The following is a 23,062-nucleotide window of genomic DNA, read 5'->3' on the forward strand; positions in this document are numbered from 1 at the left end:
AGAATGCTGGGTGGAATGCAGGATTTCGAGCTTCGTGTTCCCCGCCTGATAGACCACGCGGCGCGCGAACACGGCGCGAGGGAACTCGTCAGCTACTGGGCCGACGGCCGCGAGACGCGCACCAACTGGGCCGGCATCTCCCGAGACGCCCGCAAACTCGCCCAGGCGCTCGAAAAACTCGGCGTAGCGCCCGGCGACCGGGTCGCGACGCTGGCGATGAACCACGCGCATCACCTCGTCGCCTGGTACGGCACGATCGGGATGGGCGGCGTGATCCACACGATCAACCCGCGCCTGTTCGACGAACAGCTCGTCTACATCGCCAACCACGCCGAAGACCGCGTGATGCTCTACGACAAGGCGTTCCAGCCGCTCGTCGATCGCCTCCGCGGCCAGTGGACCAGCATCCGTCACTACATCTGCTTCGACGATCTAGGCCCCGACGGTTTCCAGGCCATGCTCGACGCGGAAGATGGCGATTACGAGTGGGTCGAAGGGCCGGAGCGAGAGCCGTGCATGCTCTGCTACACCAGCGGCACCACCGGCAATCCGAAGGGCGTGCTCTACACGCACCGCTCGACGATGATCCACGCGATGGCCGAGGTCGCGCCCTGGGTGTTCGATCTCTCCCCCAACGCGGTCGTGCTGCCGGTCGTGCCGATGTTCCACGCCGCCGCCTGGGGGCTGCCGTTCGCGTGTGCGCTGTCGGGCGCGAAGGTCGTCTATTCCGCGGTCAACGATCCCGCCGTGCTGTGCCGCTTGATGAATGAGGAGAAGGTGACGCACTCCGCCGGCGTGCCGACCGTCTGGCTTGCGATGTTCGGCCACATGGACGCGACCGGCGACGCGCCTGCGCACCTGAAGCTCGTCACGATCGGCGGCTCGGCGGCGCCGCGCGCGATGATCGACCGGATCATGGCGATGGGGGCCAGCGTCAAGCATCTCTGGGGCATGACCGAGACCTCGCCGATCGGCACCGCAGGATTCGCGCCACCGCACTGGGACGACATGACGCACGACGAGAGGCTCGATCTCGTCACCAAGCAGGGCAGCGTCCCCTTCGGCATCGAACTCCGCATCATCGACGACGAAGGCGTGGTCCTCCCTCGCGACGGCTCGATCGCCGGCCGGTTGCAGGTCCGCGGCCCGTGGGTCGTCCAACGCTATTTCGGCGCCGACGAGGATGCGGTCGACGCGGAGGGCTGGTTCGACACCGGCGACGTCGCGATGCTCCACGCCGACGGCACGATGCAGATCACCGATCGCTCGAAGGACGTCATCAAGTCCGGCGGCGAATGGATCAGCTCGGTCGACCTGGAGAACGCCGCGGTCGGCTGTCCGGGGGTCGCGGAGGCGGCGGCGATCGGCGTGCATCATCCCAAATGGGACGAGCGCCCGTTGCTGCTGGTCGTCCGCAAACCCGGCAGCGACGTGAGTGAGGCCGCGATCCGCGAGCACCTGTCGCAACACGTCGCCAAATGGTGGCTCCCCGACGCGATCGTCTTCGTCGAAGACCTGCCGCACACCGCGACGGGCAAGCTCCTCAAAACCGCCCTCCGAGAACGCTTCAAAGATTTCGAACTAGCCGCCGCCTGACGTCCCCATCGTCTTACTTCCCCCCTCCCTGGAAGGGAGGGGCCGGGGGTGGGTCGGCCCGCCTGAGCCCGAACGTCCGAGCATGGGGAAACCGACCCACCCCCAACCCCTCCCTTCCAGGGAGGGGAGAAAGCGCGCCACGCAACAACGGAGCGCATTTCCCATCGACTCGTGAAATGCCCACCGGCCCACGCCCCTTGTTCTCCCGCGAAGGCGGGAGCCCAGTCTGGATCCCCGCCTTCGCGGGGAAACAACATGTCTGCCTAGCAGGAGGTGCAGGTGCGCCACCCCAACACCCCAATTCATTTCGCACTTGCACAATTCCCACGATCCGGCAGCTTGTGCGCATGACAGTGGCCACCCCGATCATCCGAACCGGCGCGAACGAGGCGAACGCCGTCACGCTGCCCGCACGGCCGGAAGCGCTCCGCCTCGACCCCGCCGAAACCGCGGTCGTCGTGATCGACATGCAGAACGCCTACGCCTCCCCCGGCGGCTACGTCGATACGGCCGGCTTCGACATCGCCGGCGCGGCTGCCACGATCGCCCGGATCGCCAAGGTTCTCGGCACCGCCCGCGCAGCAAAAATGCCAGTCGTGTTCCTCCAGAACGGCTGGGACCCCGACTATGTCGAGGCCGGCGGCCCCGGCTCGCCCAACTGGCACAAGTCCAACGCGCTCAAGACCATGCGCGCGCGCCCCGAACTCCATGGTCAGTTCCTCGCGCGCGGCGGCTGGGACTACGAGATCGTCGACGCGCTGAAACCGCAACCCGGCGACATCCGCGTCCACAAAACCCGCTACAGCGCGTTCTTCAATTCGCAACTCGACAGCATCCTGCGGTCGCGCGGCATCCGCAACATCGTCTTCGTCGGCATCGCCACCAACGTCTGCGTCGAGAGCACGCTGCGCGACGGCTTCCACCTCGAATATTTCGGTGTGATGCTGGAGGACGCGACGCATCACCTTGGCCCGCCCGAGATGCAGGCGGCGACCGTCTACAATGTCGAGAAGTTCTTCGGCTGGGTCAGCACGGTCGGCGACTTCTGCGGAAGTTTCGGGCAACTCCCAGCGTGAGAGGCCACCCACATCCGTTCGTGCTGAGCGAAGTCGAAGCACCGCCACCACCCATGCCCTTCGACTTCGCTCAGGGCGAACGGAGGTAAAAGGAACTCAGATGCCGTTCGAAGCCATCAACCCACCCCAGTTCCCCACTCCGATCGCGCCTTATTCGGCGGGCGCGAAGGCGGGCAACACGGTCTACGTCTCCGGCGTGTTGGCGCTCGGCGAAGGTGGCATTGTCCTCCACCCCGGCGACGCCGCCGCCCAAACGCGGGCCGTTCTAGACACCATCAAGACCACGCTCGAAGCCGCCGGCGCGACGCTGGAAGACGTCGCCTTCAACCACATCTTCCTGAAAGACCTCGCCGACTACGCCGCCTTCAACGCGGTCTACGCCGAGTATTTCCCCGGCCCCAAACCCGCGCGCTACTGCATCAAGACCGAGCTCGTGAAGCCCGAGTGCCTCGTCGAGATCGCCAGCATCGCCCACCTCTTCTGATGGCGCTCGCGGGCGGCATCTACTGGGAGGAGCACGGCCAGCCCGACGGCCCCGCGATCCTGTTGTCGAGCGGACTCGGCGGCTCGGGGAGCTACTGGCAGCCGAACCTCGCCGCGCTCGGCGCCGGCCACCGCGTCATCACCTACGACCACCGCGGCACCGGCCGCTCCGACCGCCACATCCCCGGCGACCTCACCGTCGACGCGATGGCCGCCGACGTCGTCGCGCTCATGGACGCGATCGGCCTCGACCGTTGCACCTTCATAGGCCACGCACTCGGCGGCCATATCGGCCTCGCGCTTGCCCTGGCAGCACCCGAACGGCTCGACCGCCTCGTCGTCATCAACGGCTGGGCCAAGCTCGACCCGCACACCGCGCGCTGTTTCGACACGCGACTCGCGTTGCTGAACGACAGCGGCCCCCGCGCGTATCTCCACGCGCAACCGCTGTTCCTCTACCCGCCGCAATGGATTTCCGACCATCATGACCGGCTTCAGGACGAGGAGGAGGACATGCTCGCGCATTTCCCCGGCGCGGAGATGATCCAACGGCGCGTGGCCGCGGTCCGCCGGTTCAACATTGCCGGCCGGCTCGACGAAATCCGCGTGCCGACGCTGCTGGTCGCCTCCGACGACGACATGCTCGTGCCGCCGTCCGCGTCCGAAAAGCTTGCCGCGGGCATCCCCGGCGCGCAGTTTGCCCGGATGGCGGCGGGCGCACACGCCTGCAACGTGACGCGCGCGGAGCATTTCAACATGTGGCTGCTCGACTGGCTCGACGGCGAATAGGAGCGGCATATGCAGGTCGGCGTCTTCGTTCCCATCAACAACAATGGCTGGCTGATCAGCGAAAACGCGCCGCAGTACAAACCGAGCTTCGATCTCAACAAGGCGATTGCGCAGGCCGCCGAGAAGCACGGCCTCGATTTCCTGCTGTCGATGATCAAGCTGCGCGGCTTCGGCGGCAAGACCGAGTTCTGGGATTACGGTCTGGAGAGCTTCACACTGATGGCCGGCCTCGCCGCCGTCACCGAGAAGATCAAGATCTACGCGACCTGCGCCACGCTGCTGGTCCCGCCCGCCTACGCCGCGCGGATTTGCAATACGATCGATTCGATCAGCCACGGGCGGTTCGGGCTGAACCTCATCACCGGCTGGCAGCCGCCCGAATACACGCAGATGGGGATGTGGCCCGGCGACGAGCATTTCCGCAATCGCTACAAGATGCTGGACGAATACGCGCACATCCTTCGCGAGCTGTGGGAGGATGGCACGTCCGACTTCAAGGGCGACTATTACGAGATGACGGATTGCCGCGTCTGGCCCAAGCCGACCGGCGACATGAAGATCATCTGCGCGGGATCGTCCGACGATGGCTTGGCATTCTCGGCGAAATGGGCTGACTACGCGTTCTGTCTCGGCAAGGGCGTCAACACCCCCACCGCCTTTGCGTTCAACAACGAACGCCTCGCCGCGGCCACCGCCAAGACCGGCCGTGACGTCCAGATTTTCGTCCTGATCATGATCGTCGCCGCCGAAACCGACGAGGAGGCGATGGCGAAATGGCAGCATTACAATGCCGGCGTCGACGTCGACGCGATCGCCTGGCTGATCGATCAGGGTGCCAAGGACACGCACAACAAGGACACCAACGTCCGCCAGTTGGCTGCTCCCGAAGGCGCAGTAAACATCAACATGGGCACGTTGGTCGGCTCGTACGAAAGCGTCGCGCGCATGCTCGACGAGATGGCCGCGGTCCCCAACACCGGCGGCGTGTTGCTGACCTTCGACGATTTTCTCGAAGGTGTGGAGGCTTTCGGTCAGCGAATACAACCACTTATGAAGAGCCGACAAGGCGTAGGCACAAGCTGAAGCAACCGCGCGTTGGCCTAACCCTCCCTAACCTTCTTTTGCCTCGCCCCATCCGACGACAAGGAAGGGCGAGGGCACGGTCAAGCGATCATAACTCCAGCACCACCCCGGCGAAGACCGGGGCCCAATTCGGTAACGAAGATAATGGGGGGCGCTCCGTTACGACCACCTTTCCACTTGGGCCCCGGCCTCCGCCGGGGTGGTGGCGCTTCGGGAACGCTCAGAAACCTGTTCCCCCGCGAAGGCGGGGGCCCAGACTGGACTCCCGCCTTCGCGGGAGAACAAACGGCGCTTGAACCGGAGACTACGCTACCCGAGGCGTCCGCTTGGCCCGCCGGATCCGCGGCTCAGCGATCATGTCCGCGGCCTTCTTGATCTCCTGCCGCAACTCGTCCCGCTTCTCGTGGATCGACGCGATCACCGGCCCCATCGCCACCCCAAGATCGACCAGCACCGCCTCCGCCAGTTGCAACGAACTCTCCAGCGTCTCCGGCACCGCATCCGTAACGCCAGCCCGATACAATTCCGCCGCATGCGCCGTATCCCGCGCACGCGCGACGATCGGCAAGTCCGGCGCCAACGCCCGCACTCGCCGCGCCAGCCGCACGGTCAGCACCGGATCGTCCATCGTCAAAATCAACGCCTTGGCAGTATGCAGCTTCAGCCGATCGACCAGTTCCGCCCGCGCCACGTCCCCGAACAGCACCGGATGCCCTTGGGCCCGCGCGGCCTCGACCGAATCGATATCTGCCTCGACCGCGACGTACTTCTGCCCGTGAACGGCCAGCATGTCCGCCACCATCCGCCCCACCCGGCCGAAGCCGATGACGACCGTCCCGGGACCATCGTCGTCGATCTCGACATCGCCCGCGTCCGCGATCGAGCGGCTTTCCAACTGCCGAGACACGGTGTGGCCGAGCTTCGCGAGCAGCGGCGTGATCGTCAGCCCGATCGCCGTGACCGTCTGCCAGAACGATGCGGTCGACGGCAGGATCAGCTGCGCCTGCGCGGCTGTCGCGAGCACGATCAGCGTCGTCTCGGACGGACTGCCCATCAGCAACCCCGTCTCCGCCGCAACCCCGCGCCGTGAGTTGGCGACGCGGAGGAACAGGAACGTCACCACGGCCTTGGTCGCGACCACGCCGCTGACCGCGAGCAGCAGCGACGGCCAGTTCTGCGCGATCAGCCGCAGGTCCAGGCTCATGCCGACCGTGATCAGGAACACGCCGAGCGCGAGGCCCTTGAACGGCGCGGTGATGACCTCGACCTCGCTGTGATATTCGGTCTCGGCGATCAGCAGCCCCGCCAGCAACGCGCCAACGATCGGCGACAATCCGGCGGCGGTGGTTGCGACGCTGGCGACGATCACCACCAGCAGCGACGCCGCGAGGAAGAGTTCGGGACTCTTGGTCCGCGCCGCCTGTCCGAACAGCCGGGGTAGGACGACACGCCCGCCGATATACATGGCGACCACGGTCAGCCCGCCGCGCAGCGCGACGCCGGCGATGTTCGACCAGCCGTCCGCACTCGCGGTGGGCGCCAGCGCGCCGAGCACGAAGATGATCGGTACGAGCGCCAGGTCCTCGAACAACAGCATCGCGAACGCACCGCGGCCGACCGCGCCGGTCGTGCCGACCAGCGGCAAGACGAGCGCAGTCGACGAAAGTGCGAGCGCGAACCCGAGCCCGATCGCGCCGGCCCATTCCTGGCCGATGAAGTGGAGCGCCGTCCCGATGATCAGCGCCGAGCCGATCAGCTCGGCCGCGCCGGTGCCGAACACCAGTCGCTTCATCGACCATAACCGCTTGAACGACAGTTCCAGCCCGATCGAGAACAGCAGCAGGATGATGCCGAACTCCGCGAACGGCTCGATCGATTCCGGGTTGGATATGGTCAGGTAATACAGCCACGGCACGGAGCCGGTGAGCGAGCCCAGACCCGCGGGGCCGACCAGCAGGCCGACCAGGATGAAACCGATGACCGGGCTGACCCGGAACCGCGCAAACGCGGGAATGACGAGCCCGGCCGCGCCGAGAATGACGAGCGCGTCGCTGAAACCTTGATTGTCGAGCCGTAATGCCATGCGATCGACCTTAGGGGACGCATGACGGATTTGTCACCCGTGGTGTCGTATGACGGCCGGCAAGACGTCTAGGACGGCTGGGAGTGGTTCGCTACGTGCCCGCGCGCGTCATCCTGACGAAAGTCAGGACCCAGAGCCAAAAACGTCAGCGTCTGTAACCCTGGGTCCTGACTTTCGTCAGGATGACGGGAGTAGGTGGACGATGGAAAGCCCCGCCCCCCTAGAGGGAAGCGGGGCGTCAACTCAGGCCCAGTTGGCCATCTCGGTCTCGAGGTTCGACCGGACCTGTTCGAAGAACTGCTCGGTCGTCATCCACGGCTGGTCCGGGCCGATCAGGATCGCGAGATCCTTGGTCATGTGGCCGTTCTCCACCGTCTGGACGCAGACGCGCTCGAGCGTCTCGGCGAACTTCGTTACGTCGGGCGTGTCGTCGAACTTGCCGCGATACTTAAGGCCACCGGTCCACGCGAAGATCGACGCGATCGGGTTGGTCGAGGTCGCCTTGCCCTGCTCGTGCATGCGGAAGTGGCGCGTGACGGTGCCGTGCGCCGCCTCGGCCTCGACGGTCTTGCCGTCCGGGGTCAGCAGGATCGAGGTCATCAGGCCGAGCGACCCGAAGCCCTGTGCGACCTGATCCGACTGCACGTCGCCATCATAGTTCTTGCAGGCCCAGACGAACTCGCCGTTCCACTTCAGCGCGCTGGCGACCATGTCGTCGATCAGGCGATGCTCGTAGACGATGCCCGCTTCCTTGAACTTGTCCTTGAACTCGGCCTCGAACACCTCGGCGAACAGGTCCTTGAAGCGGCCGTCATAGGCCTTGAGGATCGTGTTCTTGGTGGACAGGTACACCGGCCATTTCAGGTTCAAGCCGTAATGCATCGATGCGCGGGCGAAATCGCGGATCGAATCGTCGAGGTTGTACATCGCCATCGCGACGCCTGCCGACGGGAACTGGAACACCTCGCGGTCGATGACCGTGCCGTCGTCGCCTTCGAAGACGAGGCGCAGCTTGCCGGGGCCGGGGACCAGATAGTCGGTCGCGCGGTACTGATCGCCGAATGCGTGACGGCCGACGACGATCGGGTGCGTCCAGCCCGGGATCAGGCGGGGGACGTTCTTGATCACGATCGGCTCGCGGAAGATGGTGCCGCCGAGGATGTTGCGGATCGTGCCGTTGGGCGACTTCCACATCTTCTTCAGGCCGAATTCGGTCACGCGCTGCTCGTCGGGCGTGATCGTCGCGCACTTCACCGCGACGCCGTGCTTCTGCGTGGCGAGCGCGCTGTCGATCGTGACCTGATCGTCGGTCGCGTCACGATGCTCGACGCCGAGATCGTAATAATCGAGCTGGATATCGAGATACGGCTTGATCAGGCGCTCGCGGATCCATTCCCAGATGATCCGGGTCATCTCGTCGCCGTCGATCTCCACGATCGGATTCTTAACCTTGATCTTCGCCATATCCGGGTCCTTCGGGGGAGGGGTTTGGGGAGCGTCTACGGGACCGCGCCGCGGTGATCAACCACCCGGCAGCATCCAGGCTGTCCCTCCAGACTGTCATCGCCCAATCGCTAGCCAACCGCTGGTGCTGTAAGGAAAAGCCGGTTCATCGTTGTATCGCGCGTCCCGCACGGATAGACCCGCGGGTTATGGCATCGCTCGACAAGCCGCCCGTCACGACCTCAACGGTCAAATGGCGATTTCCCGCAGTCCATCCGGAAGGCCACAAATACGTCGCAATCGCGGCTGGCTTCACGCTGCTGCTGACCGTCGTCAGCCATGTGCTGTTCTGGCCAATGGTCGGCGTCGTGATCTGGGTCGCGACGTTCTTCCGCGATCCGGTCCGCACGACCCCCCAAGGCGAGGGCTTGATCGTGGCGCCGGCCGATGGCCTGATCACGATGATCCAGCGCGTCCCGATCCCGCGCGAACTCGCCGGCGTGAACGGCCTCGGCGATGCGCCGCTGGTGCGCGTTTCGATCTTCATGTCGGTGTTCGACGTGCACATCAACCGCACGCCGGTCGCGGGCACGATCCGGCAGGTCGTCTATATCTCCGGCAAGTTCCTCAACGCCGACCTCGACAAGGCCAGCGACGAGAACGAGCGCCAGCATTTCGTCGTTGAAGATCGCCACGGCATGCGAATCGGCTTCACCCAAATCGCTGGCCTGGTCGCACGTCGTATCCTCGGTTTCGTGAAGACCGGTGACATGGTCGCGGCCGGCCAGCGCATCGGTCTCATCCGGTTCGGCAGCCGCGTCGACGTGTACCTGCCCGATCATGTCGTACCGCAAGTCTGTCTCGGTCAGCGCAGCATCGCTGGCGAGACCGTTCTCGGCCGCGTCGGCGGCGTTCCGGTCGGAGGCATCGCCCAGTGACAAATCGCGACGAGATCGACGACGGTTCGAACGGTTCGACTGACGCACGTGGCCAGGGGCGGTTCGGCCGCACCCGTCGTGCACCGCGCGGACTTCCCTTGCGGGCGGTAGCGCCCAACGCGGTGACCGCGCTTGCGTTGTGCTCCGGCCTGAGTGGCGTGCGGTTCGCGATCGGCGGACAGTGGGAAAGCGCCGTCGCGATGATCATGGTCGCGGGCGTGCTCGACGGACTCGATGGTCGGATCGCGCGCATGCTGCACGGCGAGAGCCGATTTGGCGCAGAGCTCGACTCGCTGTCCGATGCCATCTCGTTCGGCGTCGCCCCCGCCTTGATCGTCTATCTCTGGTCGCTGACCGCGTTGCCGCGAGTCGGCTGGATCTGCTCGCTGATCTTCGCGGTGTTCTGTGCGCTACGTCTCGCACGCTTCAATGCCAAGATCGACGAAAGCCATCAGCCTCACAAATCAGCCGGCTTCCTAACGGGGGTTCCGGCCCCCGCCGGCGCAGGCTTGGCGTTGATGCCGATGTTCTTCTGGTTCTGGACCGACGAACCGACCTTCGCAGCGCCATACTTCGTGGCGCCGTGGGTCGCGTTCGTCGCACTCCTGATGGTGTCGAGTATCGCAACCTACTCGTGGAGTTCGGTCAAGCTCCGCAGCAACATCCGGTTCGAGGCCATCGCACTCGTCGTATTGTTAGGTGCCGCGATCGTGAGTGCCCCGTGGCATACGCTCAGCATAATTTGCGTACTGTACCTGATCTCGATGCCGTTCAGCATCGCAAGTTACAGCAAGATCAGGCGGCAGCGTTCCAACGGCGGGCGGGTGCCGGAGCCGACATCGAAGCCCAGCGCCTGACCGCGATCCGGCGCTCCGCAACGGCCAGTGTGCGGAGCGGCTGGAACGCGGGTTCGACGTTGCCCATCGCGAGGCGGACGATGCGGTCCCATTGCGGCGCGATCGACGAGACGATCACCATGCCGGCAACGGCGAATGCACCAGCAAATACCATGAAGCTCAGAACCAACATCACGTCCGCCTTCCTATGAGTTGCGAACAAATCCTTAATGTCCGCAAACACTTGGTCAGAAACATCGTTCCGTTCGTCGCATTTTGAATCCCGCCATACCGGGGTGATTCTGCGCCGAGTCGAACATCTGTTCCCCTCTGAACCCTTTATGTTCTCATTGCGTTCCCCATGTCAAGCCGTCGTCAAGCGCGCCGCGTGCGATTGCTTTTCCCATAAAGCCACGCTAAGGGCCGCGCCTCTAACCCCGCATGGGAGGCATCATAGCCCGGTGCGTCACGGTCATTCGGCCACGACGTCATCCGCTTCCCAGAGGCACAACCGGAAGGATATATCCCTATGGCGGCTCCAGTCGTCTCCATGCAGCAGCTCATCGAAACGGGCGCGCATTTCGGCCACCAGACTCATCGGTGGAACCCCAAGATGAAGCCTTACATCTTCGGTGATCGTAACGGCGTGCACATCCTCGACCTTTCGCAGACCGTGCCGCTGTTCGCGCGCGCGCTGGAATTCGTCTCGTCGGCCGTTGCCGGTGGTGGCAAGGTCCTGTTCGTCGGCACCAAGCGCCAGGCGCAGGAGCCCGTCGCGGACGCAGCGCGTCGCTCGGGCCAGCACTTCGTCAACCATCGCTGGTTGGGCGGCATGCTCACTAACTGGAAGACCATCTCGGGTTCGATCAAGCGTCTGAAGACGCTCGAGGAAATGCTGTCGGGCGACACCGTCGGCCTGACCAAGAAGGAAGTCCTTCAGCTCACCCGCGAGAAGGACAAGCTCGAGCTTTCGCTCGGCGGCATCCGCGACATGGGCGGCATCCCCGACGTGATGTTCGTGATCGACGCGAACAAGGAAGAGCTGGCGATCAAGGAAGCGAACACGCTGGGTATTCCCGTCGTCGCGATCCTCGATTCGAACGTGTCGCCGGACGGCATCGCCTTCCCGGTTCCCGCGAACGACGACGCAGCCCGCGCCATCCGCCTGTACTGCGAGGCGATCGCGATCGCAGCAACGCGCGGCGGCCAGGAGCAGCAGCGCCGCACCGGTGCCGACGTCGGCGCGATGGTCGAGCCGCCGAAGGAAGAGGCACTGAGCGCAGAGCCGACCGTCGAAGCTACGGCTGACACGGCGCAGGCGACCGCGAATGCCGATACCGCTGCAGAATTCGCAGCCGAGGGTGAGCGCCAGATCGACGCATAAGCGTCGTCGCCGAACCGTCATGCGGGCGGGGTAGGGCGAAAGCTCTGCCTCGCCCGCAACCATATTCAGACCTAAAAAGGATTAGAGACATGGCCGATATCACGGCAGCAATGGTCAAGGATCTGCGCGAGAAGAGCGGCGCGGGCATGATGGATTGCAAGAAGGCGCTGAGCGAGAACGCCGGCGACATGGAGCAGGCGATGGATTGGCTGCGCACCAAGGGGCTCGCAGCCGCCGCCAAGAAGTCCAGCCGTACCGCGGCCGAGGGTCTCGTCGGCGTCGCCGTGTCGGGCACCAAGGGTGCAGCGGTCGAAGTCAACTCCGAGACCGATTTCGTCGCGAAGAACGACCAGTTCCAGTCGTTCGTCCGTGACGTGACGCAGATCGCGCTGGCGACCGGTGGCGACATCGAGGCGCTGAAGTCGCAGGCGATGCCATCGGGCAAGACCGTCGAGGAAGTCCTGACGAACAACGTCGCGACGATCGGCGAGAACCAGTCGCTGCGCCGCTCGCGCACGCTGGAAGTCAGCAAGGGTGCGGTCGTGCCCTACATCCACAACCAGGCGGCACCCGGCCTCGGCAAGATCGGCGTTCTCGTCGCGCTTGAGTCGGAGGCTTCGGACGAGGTTCTCCAGGCGCTCGGCAAGCAGCTCGCGATGCACATCGCAGCGGCGTTCCCGAAGGCGCTGAACGAAGCCGATCTCGACGAGTCCGAGATCGAGCGTGAGCGCGCGATCGCGACCGAGAAGGCCGCCGAGTCCGGCAAGCCTGCCGACATCATCGCTAAGATGGTCGAGGGCGGTATCGCCAAGTACCGCAAGGAGCATGCTCTGGTCAGCCAGCTGTTCGTGATGGACGGCAAGACCAAGATCTCCGACGTCGTCGCCAAGGCCGGCAAGGATGCGGGCGCCGAGATCAAGCTGGTGGACTATGTCCGCTTCCAGCTGGGTGAGGGCATCGAGAAGGAACAGTCCGACTTCGCAGCCGAAGTCGCTGCCGCATCGGGCGTTCCGCAGGCGTAAGCCTACTCTTCCCTCGCCCCTCCGGGGAGAGGGAAGGGGCCCGCCGCTTGCGGTGGGAAGGGTGAGGGGAGTGGCGAGGTCTCGAACCTCACCGCCCCTCATCCGGCCCTGCCGGGCCACCTTCTCCCCAAGGGGAGAAGGACCAACTACCCCTCTCCCTTCGGGGAGAGGGGCTAGCTTGCGCAGCAAGCGCGGGGTGAGGGCAAGGGGTAAACCTTTCCGTCACGCTCACTTTTCCGGCATGCAAACGCTGGCCCCCACTCCCAATGGGACAGGAATTGGCCGTGCCCCTCCGCCGAGAGGAAGGAATACCCCGGCGGGACCGGGTTGTGTGGAAATCGCCCCCCGCCTAAGGTCCGCGCCGCCCCGCCAATCACAATTCGAGATTTATGACGCCTCCGCGCTACAACCGTATCCTGCTGAAACTGTCGGGCGAAGTCCTGATGGGACCGTCCGGCCTGTCGATCGATCCGACCGTCACCGCGCGCGTCGCGCAGGAGATCGCCGACATCAAAGCCAAGGGCTACGAGATCTGCATCGTCGTTGGTGGTGGCAACATCTTCCGCGGCATGGCTGGGGCCGCTCGCGGCATGGACCGGGCGACCGGCGATTACATGGGCATGCTCGCGACCGTCATGAACGCGCTCGCCGTGCAGAACGCGCTCGAGCAGATCGGCGTCGACACACGCGTCCAGTCGGCCATCCCAATGGCGTCGGTGTGCGAGCCGTTCATTCGCCGCCGTGCCGAACGTCACCTCGAAAAGGGCCGCGTCGTGATCTTCGCGGCAGGCGTCGGCAGCCCCTATTTCACCACCGATTCTGGCGCCGCGCTGCGTGCCGCCGAGATGAAGTGCGACGCGCTGTTCAAGGGCACCTCGGTCGACGGCGTCTACAACGCCGACCCGAAGACGCACCCCGACGCGGTGCGCTACGAAACGGTCACGTACAGCCGCGTGCTGTCCGACGACCTCAAGGTCATGGACGCGAGCGCGATCGCGCTGTGCCGCGACAACAATATCCCGATCGTCGTCTTCAACATCCGCGAACCCGGCAATCTCGCCGCGGTGTTGGCGGGTGATGGCGTGTCGACGATCGTCCAGAACGAGCAGGAGCTTTAAGATGGCCGCATACGACAAGACCGACCTCGAGCGCCGCATGGCGGGTGCCGTCGAGGCACTGAAGAGCGATCTCGCTGGCCTGCGCACCGGCCGCGCGTCGACCGCGTTGCTCGATCCTGTGATGGTGACGGTGTACGGTTCGTCGATGCCGCTGAACCAGGTCGCGACCGTGTCGGCGCCCGAACCGCGCATGCTGTCGGTGCAGGTCTGGGACAAGTCGAACGTCGGCCCGACCGACAAGGCGATCCGGTCTGCGGGGCTCGGCCTCAACCCGATCGTCGACGGCCAGACTCTGCGCCTGCCGATCCCCGATCTGACCGAGGAGCGCCGCAAGGAACTCGCCAAGCTCGCGGGCCAATACGCGGAGAAGGCGCGCATCGCGGTCCGTAACGTGCGCCGCGACGGGATGGATTCGCTCAAGGTCGACGAGAAGAAGGGCGTGTTCAGCGAGGACGAGCGCAAGCGTCACGAGATCGAAGTGCAGAAGCTGACCGACGGCATTATCGCCGAACTCGATGCGGCCGCAACCGCCAAGGAAAAGGAAATCCTGGGCAAGTGAGGTTGCAGGCCTCCTCGGCCGCGCCGCTCGCCGCTGTTCCCGTGGGCGCCGTTCCCGTGGGCGGCGCCGTGCCGCGTCACGTCGCGATCATCATGGACGGCAATGGCCGCTGGGCGAAGAAGCGGTTCCTGCCGCGCTTCGCCGGGCACAAGGCCGGCGTCGAAGCCGTGCGCAAAGTGACGCGGGCCGCGCGTGCGATGGGGATCGAGGCGCTGACGCTCTACGCCTTTTCGTCGGAGAATTGGCGCCGCCCAGCCGAGGAAGTCAGCGACCTGATGGGGTTGCTCCGCCATTTCATCCGCAGCGACCTCGACGAACTCGCACGCGAGAACGTCCGGCTGCGCGTGATCGGCGATTACCACAGCTTTTCGCCCGATCTTGTGGCGATGGTCGACGACGCGATCGCGCGGACCGCGAACAATACCGGTCCGATTCTCGCGATCGCGCTCAACTACGGCGCGCATGCCGAACTGGTGGGCGCGGCACGCCGCCTCGCGGAGCGCGCCCGTGACGGCGCGCTCGATCCCGCCAGCATCGACGTCAGCACGATCGAAGCCGAACTCGACACACACGACCTTCCGCCGCTCGACCTGATGATCCGCACCTCGGGCGAACAACGCCTGTCGAACTTCCTGTTGTGGCAGGCGGCCTATGCGGAGCTGCTGTTCGTTGACACGCTCTGGCCCGATTTCGACGCCGCCGCGCTCGCCGATGCGGTCGCCGCGTTCGGTCAGCGCCAGCGCCGCTACGGTGGCCTGTGATCCTTCTGTTCCCTCGCAAACGCGGGGGCCCGGGAGCCAGGGACGCCAGCGTGCGTAACCCTGCACTCCCGAACTGCTGCTATTATAATGGGATGGCTTCGTGACGACCCTGCCAGACCCAGCGAACGCCCCCGACCAGGTGCTGCGAACCCCGTCCAACCTAAAACTCCGGATGATCGCCAGCGTCGCGATGATCGTTGTCGCCAGTATCGCGCTGACGCTCGGCGGGATCGCGTTTTGGCTGCTCGGTATCCTCGCGGCGCTGTTCATGATGGCGGAATGGTCGATGCTCCAGGGAGTCGACGCCAAGACCAAGCGGATGACTCAGTTCGCGCTGTCGGTGCCGCTCGCGCTGATGGCGCCCGCGTCGCTGATCCTCGTTATCCATGATTTCTTCACGCTGGGGCTGCTCGCGGGCGCGGCGTTCTTCGTCGTCATCACGACGCGCAAACCCAAGCTGGCGCTCGGCATCGTCTATTGCGGTCTCCCCGTGCTCGCGCTGATGATCATCCGGCGTCAGGACGAGGGTATTCTCTACACGCTATGGGCGCTGTCGCTGGTGTGGGCCTGCGATATAGGTGCGTTCTTCACCGGGCGGACGCTGGGCGGGCCCAAGCTCGCGCCGGTGATCAGTCCGAACAAGACGTGGTCGGGGCTGATCGGTGGCGTCGTGCTGGCGAGCGCGGTCGCGGCGGTGCTCCACACGCAATACGGCCTGCCGATGCGGATGACGCTGGCGACGCCGGTGCTCGCCGTCCTCGCGCAGATGGGCGACCTTTACGAGAGTTGGTTGAAGAGAATGGCAGGCGTGAAGGACAGCGGCAACATCCTGCCCGGACATGGCGGCGTGATGGATCGCCTCGATGGCCTCGTCCCGGTCGCCCCGGTCGCGGCGTTCCTCGTCATCCTGCCGCATCTCTACGCATGAAGACCGTCACGATTTTGGGCGCCACCGGTTCGGTCGGCACCTCGACGCTCGACCTGATCGAGCGTGAACCCGACCGCTTCCGCGTTGTAGCGCTGACCGCGAACTGCGACGTCGCCAAGCTCGTCGCCGCCGCGATCCGGACCAAGGCGGAGTTCGCAGTGGTGGCGGACGAGGGCTGTCTTCCCGAACTCCATGAGGCACTGACCGGTACGGGCATTCGCGCAGGCGGTGGCTCCGAGGCTATCGCCGAGGCAGCGTCATCGGGCGCCGACTGGACGATGGGCGCGATCGTCGGCTGCGCGGGCCTGAAGCCGGTGATGGCCGCCATCAAGCAGGGCGGCACCGTCGTGATCGCCAACAAGGAGCCGCTGGTCTCCGCCGGCGACGTCATCCTCGCCGCGGCCAAACGGACCGGCGCGACGCTGCTGCCTGCCGATTCCGAGCACAATGCTATCTTCCAGTGCTTCGACGCTACTCGGCCCGAGCGCGTGCGGCGGATCATCCTCACGTGCAGCGGCGGACCGTTCCGCGACTGGACGACCGAGCAGATGCGCGGCGTTACGCTCGAACAGGCGGTCAAGCATCCAAACTGGTCGATGGGTGCGAAGATCTCGGTCGATTCGGCGACCTGCATGAACAAGGGTCTCGAACTGATCGAGGCTGCGCGGCTGTTCCCGATCGCGCATGACCGGATCGAGATCGTCATCCATCCGCAATCTGTGGTCCACAGCCTCGTCGATTATGTCGACGGATCGGTTCTCGCGCAGCTCGGCCCCCCCGACATGCGGACGCCGATCGCGCATACGCTGGCGTGGCCGGACCGGATGGCGACGCCGATGGCCCCGCTCGATCTGGTCGCGATCGGCCGACTCGAGTTCGAGGCCCCCGACCCGGTTCGCTTCCCCGCACTGCGACTGGCGCGCGAGGCGCTTGATGCAGGCGGCGCGCGACCGGCAATTCTCAACGCCGCCAACGAGGTAGCGGTCGAGGCTTTCCTGCAACGGCGTATCGGCTTCCTCGAAATTGCCGCAATCGTCGAACATACATTATCATGTTATGACCCGGCCGCGCCGGACAGCGTCGATGCCGTACTGGCGATCGACGCGGAAGCGCGGGTCTTGGCGGGCGAGCGTGTGAAGGCCAGTCGGTGAAGGCCGGCCATTGAAGGATTACGCGGTTTGATCGAAACTCCCGGTATCCTGCTGACCGTCCTGTCGTTCGCTGCGGTGATCGGGCCCCTCGTGTTCATACACGAGATGGGACATTACCTCGCCGGGCGCTATTTCGGGATCAAGGCGGATGCCTTCGCGGTCGGTTTCGGACGTGAGATCGCAGGCTTCACCGACAAGCGTGGCACGCGGTGGAAGTTTGGCTGGCTGCCGCTCGGCGGCTACGTGAAGTTCGCCGGCGACATGAATCCGGCCAGCCAGCCCTCCGCGGAATGGCTGTCGCTCCCCGCCGAAGAACGCCAGCGTACCTTCCAGTCCAAGCCGGTATGGCAGCGTGCGATCGTTGTGGCCGCCGGCCCGGTCGTGAACTTCGTCGTCGCGATCCTGATCCTCGCCGGCTTCGCGTTCGCGTACGGTGACATCCGCATGCCGCCGATCGTCGGCGGCACCGTCCCCGGCAGCGCGGCTGCCGCGGCGGGCCTCCAAGCTGGCGATCGGATCACCGGTATCGGCGGCCGGTCGGTCGAGACGTTCGACGACATGGCGCGCTATGCCCGAATTCGCGCCGGCGAGCGGACCCGGATCGACGCGATCCGTGGTGACCAGCCGCTTTCGCGCGATCTCGTTATCGGTACCGAACTCCAGCGGGATCGCTTCGGCAACGAATATCGAATCGGTCGCCTCGGCATCGCCGGCAGCAAGCCCGTCATCGTCCCCGTCAGCCTGTTCGAGGCGCCGGTCGTCGCGGTGAAGCGCACCGGACAGATCGTCTCGATGATGGTCGAGACGCTGGGGCAGGTCATCACCGGGCGCCGCTCGGTGAAGGAACTCGGCGGGCCGCTCAGCATCGCTAAGGTGTCGGGCGAGCAGATGTCGCTCGGGCTCGACGCCTATGTGTTCCTGATCGCGCTGGTTTCGATCAATCTGGGGTTCATCAACCTGCTGCCAGTGCCGATGCTGGATGGCGGTCACCTGTTCTTTTATGCGATCGAGGCGGTGCGCAGGCGCCCGGTCGAGCCGCAGGTTCAGGAATGGGCGTTCCGCGGTGGCCTCGCCGCGATCCTCGCGCTGATGCTGCTCGTGACCTTCAACGATCTCGGTAATTTCGGGCTCTGGAAGAATTTGGCCGGCTTGATCGGCTGACCACGATAGGGCAGGGCGGGCGCGCCTTGTATGTGCACGTTTTTAAGGTGGGTTTGGTGACAGCGATCAACGGTTACGATTTCGCGCGTAAGGGCGCCCTGCTGCTTGCAGGAACGATCCTGTCGGGCGTCCCCGCGTTCGCGCAGACGGCACCCGCCGCCCCGCCTTCTACTGGGCCTGCTGCCGCGCCCACCGGGGCGGCGGCGCGGAACGGTGCGACGCGAGTCGCTCCGCCTGTAGTAACGCCCGTCGGCGCACCCGTATCCGTGCGAACGATAAAGACTTTGCGCGTCGAGGGATCGCAGCGCATCGAAGGCGAGACGGTGCTCAGCTATACCAAGCTGCGCGTCGGCATCCCGTACACCGCGGAGACGCTTGATCAGGCGCTGAAGGACCTCCAGGCCAGCGACCTGTTCGCGGATTACTCGATCGCGGGCGTCGAGACCGGCAACATCGTGCTGCGCGTACGTGAGAACCCGATCATCAACCGCGTGATCATCGAGGGCAACAAGGCGCTGAAAAGCGACAAGATCACGAAAGAGATCAAGCTCGCGCCGCGCCAGATCTTCACGCGCACCGCGGTCCGCCAGGATATCGCGCGGATCATCGAGCTGTATCGTCGCCAGGGCCGCTTCGCCGCGGTGATCGACCCGAAGATGGTCAATCTCGACCAGAACCGCGTCGACGTGGTGTTCGAAGTCAGCGAAGGCCCGAAGTCGAAGGTCCGCCAGATCAACATCCTTGGCAACGAGGTGTTCTCCGACGACCAGATCCGCGGCCAGATGGCGACCAAGCAGTCGCGCCTGTTCCGGCTGTTGTCGTCGGCGACCAGCTACGATCAGGATCGTCTGTCCTACGATCAGCAGAAGCTGCGCCAGTTCTACCTGACGCAGGGCTATGCTGATTTCCGCGTGACGTCCGCCGTTGCCGAGCTGACGCCGGACAAGAAGGACTTCATCATCACCTACGTGGTGGAAGAAGGTAAGCGCTACAAGTTCGGCGACGTGACGGTCGACAGCCAGATCCGCGACTTCGACAACACCAAGCTCGCCGCTTCGCTGCCGCTGAAGAAGGGCGATTGGTATAACGCCAAGCTCGTCGAGGATTCGGTCGACAACCTCAGCCAGACCGCGGGGCTGTTCGGCTATGCGTTCACGGAAGTGAACCCGGAGTTCCAGAAGGACGCCGAAACGCTGACGATGGGGATTAATTTCAACATCGCCGAAGCCAAGCGTACTTATGTCGAGCGGATCGAGATCAACGGCAATACGCAGACGCAGGACAAGGTCGTGCGGCGCGAGATCCGCCTGGCCGAGGGTGATGCGTTCAACAGCTTCCAGGTCAAGCGCTCGCAGGATCGCATCAACTCGCTCGGCTATTTCGCCGACAAGATGGAGATCAAGCAGCTGCCGGGATCGGCGCCCGATCGCGTGATCCTGGAGACGAACCTCGAAGAGAAGTCGACCGGCGAGCTCCAGCTGTCGGCGGGCTATTCGAGCCTCGAACGCTTCATCATCCAGGCGAACATCACGCAGCGCAACTTCCGCGGCAAGGGCCAGGAACTGCGCGCCGGCGTGAACTATTCGAGCTATTCGAAGTCGGTCGAGCTGGGCTTCACCGAGCCCTACCTGTTCGACAAGAACATCGCGATCGGCGGCGACATCTTCCGACGCGATTACAATTCGTTCAGCTTCAATGGCAATGATCGCCAGACCAACTATTCGCAGGTCTCGACCGGCTTCCAGCTCCGTGCCGGCGTACCGCTCACCGAATTCTGGTCGCTGTCCGCTCGGTATGGCCTGTCGTATGACGAGGTCAGCCTCGACAACCAGTTCCTGAACGCCGACGGGACGTGCAACCGCCTCCAGGCCGGTAACTATCTCTGCGACGCGATCGGCAACCGCTGGACGTCGTCGGTCGGGTACTCGCTCAGCCGCGACACGTTGAACAGCCGCCTGCGCCCGACCGCGGGCTCGCGCTTCTCGTTCAGCCAGGACTTTGCGGGTTTGGGCGGCGACGTGAAGTATATCCGCACGCGCCTCGAGGGTTCCAAGTACGCCAATCTCGGCAGCGGGTTCATCGGCTCGATCATTGCAGAGGGTGGCTATATCCATCCGCTCGAGAAGAGCCCCGGCCCTGGACGCGATCCGATCCGGATCACGGACCGCTTCTATCTCGGCGAGCCACAGTTCCGCGGCTTCGACATTCGAGGCGTAGGCCCGCGCGTGCTTCGTGCGAGCTATATCAACAACGCAGACGGCACGCAGACGGTACAGACGTCGCGTGATCAGATTCAGGACGACGCGCTCGGCGGCCGTGCCTATTATCTGGCGCGTGCGGAGATCGAGATCCCGTTGGGCTCCGGTGCACGTGAGCTTGGCTTGCGGCCTTCGATCTACGCACAGGTCGGCAGTCTGTTCGGGATCAAGCAGCCGCTGCCGACAGCGACGTTCGACTTCACGCTCGATAAGAACGGTAATCCGGTCTATCAGCCGCTTCCGGCGCGGGATGCTGCAAACAACATCGTGTACAACAACGTCTATACGCCGGCAGGGGCGACCGCGCCGGCGGTTCGCCAGACGACGTGCCAGACCGGATATTCGGCAACGCCGGGTGCCACTGGCGCGGACTGCGTCGGCGGCGAGGCCAACACGGTCGTACCGGGCACCGCGCCGTTCCAGGAAACCTTCCTCGGAAATTCGGCCAAGCCGCGCCTGTCCGTCGGTATCGGCGTGAATTGGAACTCGCCGTTCGGCCCGCTCCGTATCGATCTCGCCAAGGCCCTGCTCACGCAGAAGGGCGACGACCCCAAGCTTATTACTTTCAACGTAGGGACACAGTTCTGATGACGACGTTCAAGACGCTTCTCCTCGCCGCAGCGCTCGTCGCGCCTGCCGCCATGACCGCGACCGCTGCCGATGCACAGGTTTCGGGCATCGCCGTTGCCGACGCGCAGGGTGCGATCGCCAACTCGAAGGCCTGGACCGCAGCCCGCGCCCAGATCGAGACGACCTACAAGGCACAGCTCGACCAGGCCGAGACCCGTCGCCAGGCCGTAGCTCGCGAATTGCAGCCGCTGGTCACCGCGTTCCAGACCGCACAGCGTGCGCCCGGCGCGACTGAAGCGACGCTCCGCCCGCAGGCTCAGGCGATCCAGACGCGTGAGAACGCGGCGAACCAGGAACTCGCTCGCCTGACGCAGCCTGCCCAGCGCGCGCAGCAATACGCGATCGAGCAGATCCAGGCGAAGCTCAGCGACGCCGTGACGGCTGCCGTTCGTGCGAAGAACGTCAGCCTGTTGCTGCGTCCCGAGGCCGCGCTGTTCGCACAGCCGACCGCCGACATCACCGCCGCGATCACGACCGAGCTCGATCGTCTCGTGCCGACCGTCAGCACGGCCGTGCCGGCGAACTGGCAGCCGAACCAGCAGGGTGGCCAGCAGCAGCAGGGCGCCGCTCCTGCCGCAGCAGGTCGCGCACCTGCCGCAACGCGCACGCCACAGGGTCGTTAAGGTCGGCCTGTGACCGAGTCGGTGACTGAAACTGCCAAGACGGGTTCGGCTAAAACCGGCCCTACCAAGACGGGTTTGGGCCCGCTCGACATCGGGCGCGTCATGGCCGCGTTGCCGCATCGCTATCCGTTGCTGCTGGTCGACCGTGTCGAGGATATGATCCTCGACACGTCGATCACCGCGATCAAGGCGGTGTCGATGAACGAGCAGTTCTTCCAGGGGCATTTCCCAGGGCGCCCGATCATGCCGGGTGTGCTGATCGTCGAAGCGATGGCGCAGGCGGCGGGAATCCTCGCCGTCGAGTCGCTCGGGCTCGCAGGGTCGGGCAAGCTCGTCTATTTCATGGCGATCGACGGTGCGAAGTTCCGCAAGCCGGTTGAGCCGGGCGTGCTGCTCAAGCTCGAAGTGACGTTCGTCCAGAAGCGTAGCTCGGTGTGCAAGTTCGCCGGCCGCGCTTTGGTCGACGGGCAATTGGTGGCCGAGGCGAACTTCACGGCGATGATCGCCGACCCGCCGAAAGCCTGACGCGAGCCTCAGGGCACGCATTCTTGTAAATTCGGGCGCGTCCGTGTACGGGCGCGCCTTCCTTTTCAGGCTGGTCGGAACCAGCCACCTACCGGAGACCTCCCATGAAGCCCGATACGCACCCCGATTATCACATGATCACCGTCCAGATGACGGATGGCAGCAAGTACCAGACCCGTACCACTTGGGGTAAGGCAGGCGATGTGATGACGCTCGAGATCGATCCGCTCGCGCATCCGGCATGGACCGGCGGCCGTGGCACGATGCTCGATACCGGCGGCCAGGTCGCGCGCTTCAACAAGCGTTTCGGTGGCGGTCTCACGCTCCGCAAGTAACGTCATTCCGGCTGATGGCCGGATGACTGCGATACAGAACCGGCGCACGTTGACCAGCGTGCGCCGGTTTTTGCATTTCTGGTTCGGCGCGGAGCGCTGGAGTGCCAGGTAAGGTGCTACGGCACCATACCGCCTCAGCCCCGCTCAGCCCTTGGCGGGTGACTTTCCGAAAACTGACCTGAAACTGTAAAAAACCGTTTGACGGTTCTGTGAGGTGGTCTTAGAGGGGTGTCACCGCAGCGGAGTGCCTTAACGGTTACCGCGGCGGTCGCAAAAAACC

At 64.9% G+C, this 23,062-nt stretch carries 22 protein-coding genes; 19 read left to right on the forward strand and 3 right to left on the reverse strand.

Annotated elements, in window-relative coordinates; translation table 11 throughout:
* Positions 1-3 precede the first annotated feature (3 nt).
* From U1708_RS18645 to rutA, 5 genes are all read left to right on the forward strand, one after another.
* A complete protein-coding gene (locus U1708_RS18645; protein ID WP_332747586.1) occupies positions 4-1,596 on the forward strand; it encodes a long-chain fatty acid--CoA ligase in 1,593 nt (530 codons plus the stop codon).
* A gap of 347 nt (positions 1,597-1,943) precedes the next feature.
* Positions 1,944-2,672, forward strand: coding sequence for a pyrimidine utilization protein B (gene rutB, locus U1708_RS18650; protein WP_332747588.1), 729 nt, complete (start codon positions 1,944-1,946; stop codon positions 2,670-2,672).
* Between the two features lie 100 nt (positions 2,673-2,772).
* Complete coding sequence (gene rutC / locus U1708_RS18655) at positions 2,773-3,156, forward strand: pyrimidine utilization protein C (protein WP_332747590.1); 384 nt, start codon at positions 2,773-2,775, stop codon at positions 3,154-3,156.
* The gene (rutD, locus tag U1708_RS18660) at positions 3,156-3,944 is read left to right on the forward strand and encodes a pyrimidine utilization protein D (protein ID WP_332747591.1); all 789 of its coding nucleotides are present in this window, start codon (positions 3,156-3,158) and stop codon (positions 3,942-3,944) included. Before rutC ends, rutD begins: the two co-directional genes overlap by 1 nt.
* A gap of 9 nt (positions 3,945-3,953) precedes the next feature.
* Positions 3,954-5,027 (forward strand): pyrimidine utilization protein A, encoded by a 1,074-nt coding sequence (gene rutA, locus U1708_RS18665; RefSeq protein WP_332747592.1) that lies wholly within the window; start codon positions 3,954-3,956, stop codon positions 5,025-5,027.
* 304 nt (positions 5,028-5,331) lie between these two features.
* Here rutA and U1708_RS18670 read toward each other — a convergent pair whose 3' ends face one another.
* Together U1708_RS18670 and U1708_RS18675 are read right to left on the reverse strand one after the other, a co-directional pair.
* A complete protein-coding gene (locus U1708_RS18670; RefSeq protein ID WP_332747596.1) occupies positions 5,332-7,110 on the reverse strand; it encodes a cation:proton antiporter domain-containing protein in 1,779 nt (592 codons plus the stop codon).
* 243 nt (positions 7,111-7,353) lie between these two features.
* The gene (locus tag U1708_RS18675) at positions 7,354-8,574 is read right to left on the reverse strand and encodes an NADP-dependent isocitrate dehydrogenase (protein ID WP_056055940.1); all 1,221 of its coding nucleotides are present in this window, start codon (positions 8,572-8,574) and stop codon (positions 7,354-7,356) included.
* 188 nt (positions 8,575-8,762) lie between these two features.
* Here U1708_RS18675 and U1708_RS18680 point away from each other — a divergent pair, with 188 nt between their 5' ends.
* The gene (locus U1708_RS18680; RefSeq protein WP_332747599.1) at positions 8,763-9,491 is read left to right on the forward strand and encodes a phosphatidylserine decarboxylase; all 729 of its coding nucleotides are present in this window, start codon (positions 8,763-8,765) and stop codon (positions 9,489-9,491) included.
* Entirely contained in the window at positions 9,488-10,348 is an 861-nt protein-coding gene (locus tag U1708_RS18685; protein ID WP_443030084.1) for a CDP-alcohol phosphatidyltransferase family protein, read from the forward strand. Before U1708_RS18680 ends, U1708_RS18685 begins: the two co-directional genes overlap by 4 nt.
* Here U1708_RS18685 and U1708_RS18690 read toward each other — a convergent pair.
* Positions 10,287-10,520, reverse strand: coding sequence for a hypothetical protein (locus U1708_RS18690; protein ID WP_332747601.1), 234 nt, complete (start codon positions 10,518-10,520; stop codon positions 10,287-10,289). The genes U1708_RS18685 and U1708_RS18690 overlap by 62 nt on opposite strands.
* A 336-nt stretch (positions 10,521-10,856) precedes the next feature.
* Between U1708_RS18690 and rpsB the strand changes: the two genes are divergently transcribed.
* From rpsB to rpmE, 12 genes are all read left to right on the forward strand, one after another.
* Entirely contained in the window at positions 10,857-11,711 is an 855-nt protein-coding gene (gene rpsB, locus U1708_RS18695; RefSeq protein WP_248525206.1) for a 30S ribosomal protein S2, read from the forward strand.
* Between the two features lie 89 nt (positions 11,712-11,800).
* Positions 11,801-12,733 carry a translation elongation factor Ts gene (tsf, locus tag U1708_RS18700; RefSeq protein ID WP_332747606.1) on the forward strand — a complete coding sequence of 311 codons (933 nt, stop codon included), beginning with the start codon at positions 11,801-11,803 and terminating at the stop codon, positions 12,731-12,733.
* Positions 12,734-13,122: 389 nt separating this feature from the next.
* The gene (gene pyrH / locus U1708_RS18705; RefSeq protein ID WP_056066004.1) at positions 13,123-13,851 is read left to right on the forward strand and encodes a UMP kinase; all 729 of its coding nucleotides are present in this window, start codon (positions 13,123-13,125) and stop codon (positions 13,849-13,851) included.
* 1 nt (position 13,852) lies between these two features.
* Positions 13,853-14,410 (forward strand): ribosome recycling factor, encoded by a 558-nt coding sequence (frr, locus tag U1708_RS18710; protein WP_332747609.1) that lies wholly within the window; start codon positions 13,853-13,855, stop codon positions 14,408-14,410.
* 41 nt (positions 14,411-14,451) lie between these two features.
* Positions 14,452-15,171, forward strand: coding sequence for an isoprenyl transferase (locus U1708_RS18715; RefSeq protein WP_332747611.1), 720 nt, complete (start codon positions 14,452-14,454; stop codon positions 15,169-15,171).
* A 172-nt stretch (positions 15,172-15,343) separates the two neighbouring features.
* Complete coding sequence (locus U1708_RS18720) at positions 15,344-16,099, forward strand: phosphatidate cytidylyltransferase (RefSeq protein WP_332747617.1); 756 nt, start codon at positions 15,344-15,346, stop codon at positions 16,097-16,099.
* Entirely contained in the window at positions 16,096-17,250 is a 1,155-nt protein-coding gene (locus U1708_RS18725; RefSeq protein ID WP_332747613.1) for a 1-deoxy-D-xylulose-5-phosphate reductoisomerase, read from the forward strand. Before U1708_RS18720 ends, U1708_RS18725 begins: the two co-directional genes overlap by 4 nt.
* Before the next feature lie 27 nt (positions 17,251-17,277).
* A complete protein-coding gene (rseP, locus tag U1708_RS18730) occupies positions 17,278-18,411 on the forward strand; it encodes an RIP metalloprotease RseP (protein WP_332747614.1) in 1,134 nt (377 codons plus the stop codon).
* Between the two features lie 53 nt (positions 18,412-18,464).
* Complete coding sequence (bamA, locus tag U1708_RS18735) at positions 18,465-21,257, forward strand: outer membrane protein assembly factor BamA (RefSeq protein WP_332747618.1); 2,793 nt, start codon at positions 18,465-18,467, stop codon at positions 21,255-21,257.
* Entirely contained in the window at positions 21,257-21,922 is a 666-nt protein-coding gene (locus U1708_RS18740) for an OmpH family outer membrane protein (protein ID WP_307089183.1), read from the forward strand. The genes bamA and U1708_RS18740 overlap by 1 nt, the downstream gene beginning before the upstream one ends.
* 75 nt (positions 21,923-21,997) lie before the next feature.
* On the forward strand, positions 21,998-22,447 hold the full coding sequence (gene fabZ, locus U1708_RS18745) for a 3-hydroxyacyl-ACP dehydratase FabZ (protein ID WP_332747620.1): 450 nt from the start codon (positions 21,998-22,000) through the stop codon (positions 22,445-22,447).
* A 104-nt stretch (positions 22,448-22,551) separates the two neighbouring features.
* Positions 22,552-22,782 (forward strand): 50S ribosomal protein L31, encoded by a 231-nt coding sequence (gene rpmE, locus U1708_RS18750; RefSeq protein WP_307089185.1) that lies wholly within the window; start codon positions 22,552-22,554, stop codon positions 22,780-22,782.
* Positions 22,783-23,062: the final 280 nt, after the last annotated feature.

It is taken from the genome of Sphingomonas arabinosi (assembly GCF_036663715.1).
Classification (GTDB): Bacteria; Pseudomonadota; Alphaproteobacteria; order Sphingomonadales; family Sphingomonadaceae; genus Sphingomonas.

Bases quoted from the DNA above. Each gene is read 5' to 3' on its own strand.
- rutD (WP_332747591.1), top strand. From the start codon at position 3,156: ATGGCGCTCGCGGGCGGCATCTACTGGGAGGAGCACGGCCAGCCCGAC.
- rpmE (WP_307089185.1), top strand. From the start codon at position 22,552: ATGAAGCCCGATACGCACCCCGATTATCACATGATCACCGTCCAGATG.
- U1708_RS18720 (WP_332747617.1), top strand. From the start codon at position 15,344: ATGATCGCCAGCGTCGCGATGATCGTTGTCGCCAGTATCGCGCTGACG.
- rutA (WP_332747592.1), top strand. From the start codon at position 3,954: ATGCAGGTCGGCGTCTTCGTTCCCATCAACAACAATGGCTGGCTGATC.
- U1708_RS18680 (WP_332747599.1), top strand. From the start codon at position 8,763: ATGGCATCGCTCGACAAGCCGCCCGTCACGACCTCAACGGTCAAATGG.
- tsf (WP_332747606.1), top strand. From the start codon at position 11,801: ATGGCCGATATCACGGCAGCAATGGTCAAGGATCTGCGCGAGAAGAGC.
- U1708_RS18740 (WP_307089183.1), top strand. From the start codon at position 21,257: ATGACGACGTTCAAGACGCTTCTCCTCGCCGCAGCGCTCGTCGCGCCT.
- rpsB (WP_248525206.1), top strand. From the start codon at position 10,857: ATGGCGGCTCCAGTCGTCTCCATGCAGCAGCTCATCGAAACGGGCGCG.
- U1708_RS18690 (WP_332747601.1), bottom strand. From the start codon at position 10,520: ATGTTGGTTCTGAGCTTCATGGTATTTGCTGGTGCATTCGCCGTTGCC.
- U1708_RS18645 (WP_332747586.1), top strand. From the start codon at position 4: ATGCTGGGTGGAATGCAGGATTTCGAGCTTCGTGTTCCCCGCCTGATA.
- rutC (WP_332747590.1), top strand. From the start codon at position 2,773: ATGCCGTTCGAAGCCATCAACCCACCCCAGTTCCCCACTCCGATCGCG.
- U1708_RS18725 (WP_332747613.1), top strand. From the start codon at position 16,096: ATGAAGACCGTCACGATTTTGGGCGCCACCGGTTCGGTCGGCACCTCG.
- U1708_RS18670 (WP_332747596.1), bottom strand. From the start codon at position 7,110: ATGGCATTACGGCTCGACAATCAAGGTTTCAGCGACGCGCTCGTCATT.
- rutB (WP_332747588.1), top strand. From the start codon at position 1,944: ATGACAGTGGCCACCCCGATCATCCGAACCGGCGCGAACGAGGCGAAC.
- pyrH (WP_056066004.1), top strand. From the start codon at position 13,123: ATGACGCCTCCGCGCTACAACCGTATCCTGCTGAAACTGTCGGGCGAA.
- U1708_RS18675 (WP_056055940.1), bottom strand. From the start codon at position 8,574: ATGGCGAAGATCAAGGTTAAGAATCCGATCGTGGAGATCGACGGCGAC.
- frr (WP_332747609.1), top strand. From the start codon at position 13,853: ATGGCCGCATACGACAAGACCGACCTCGAGCGCCGCATGGCGGGTGCC.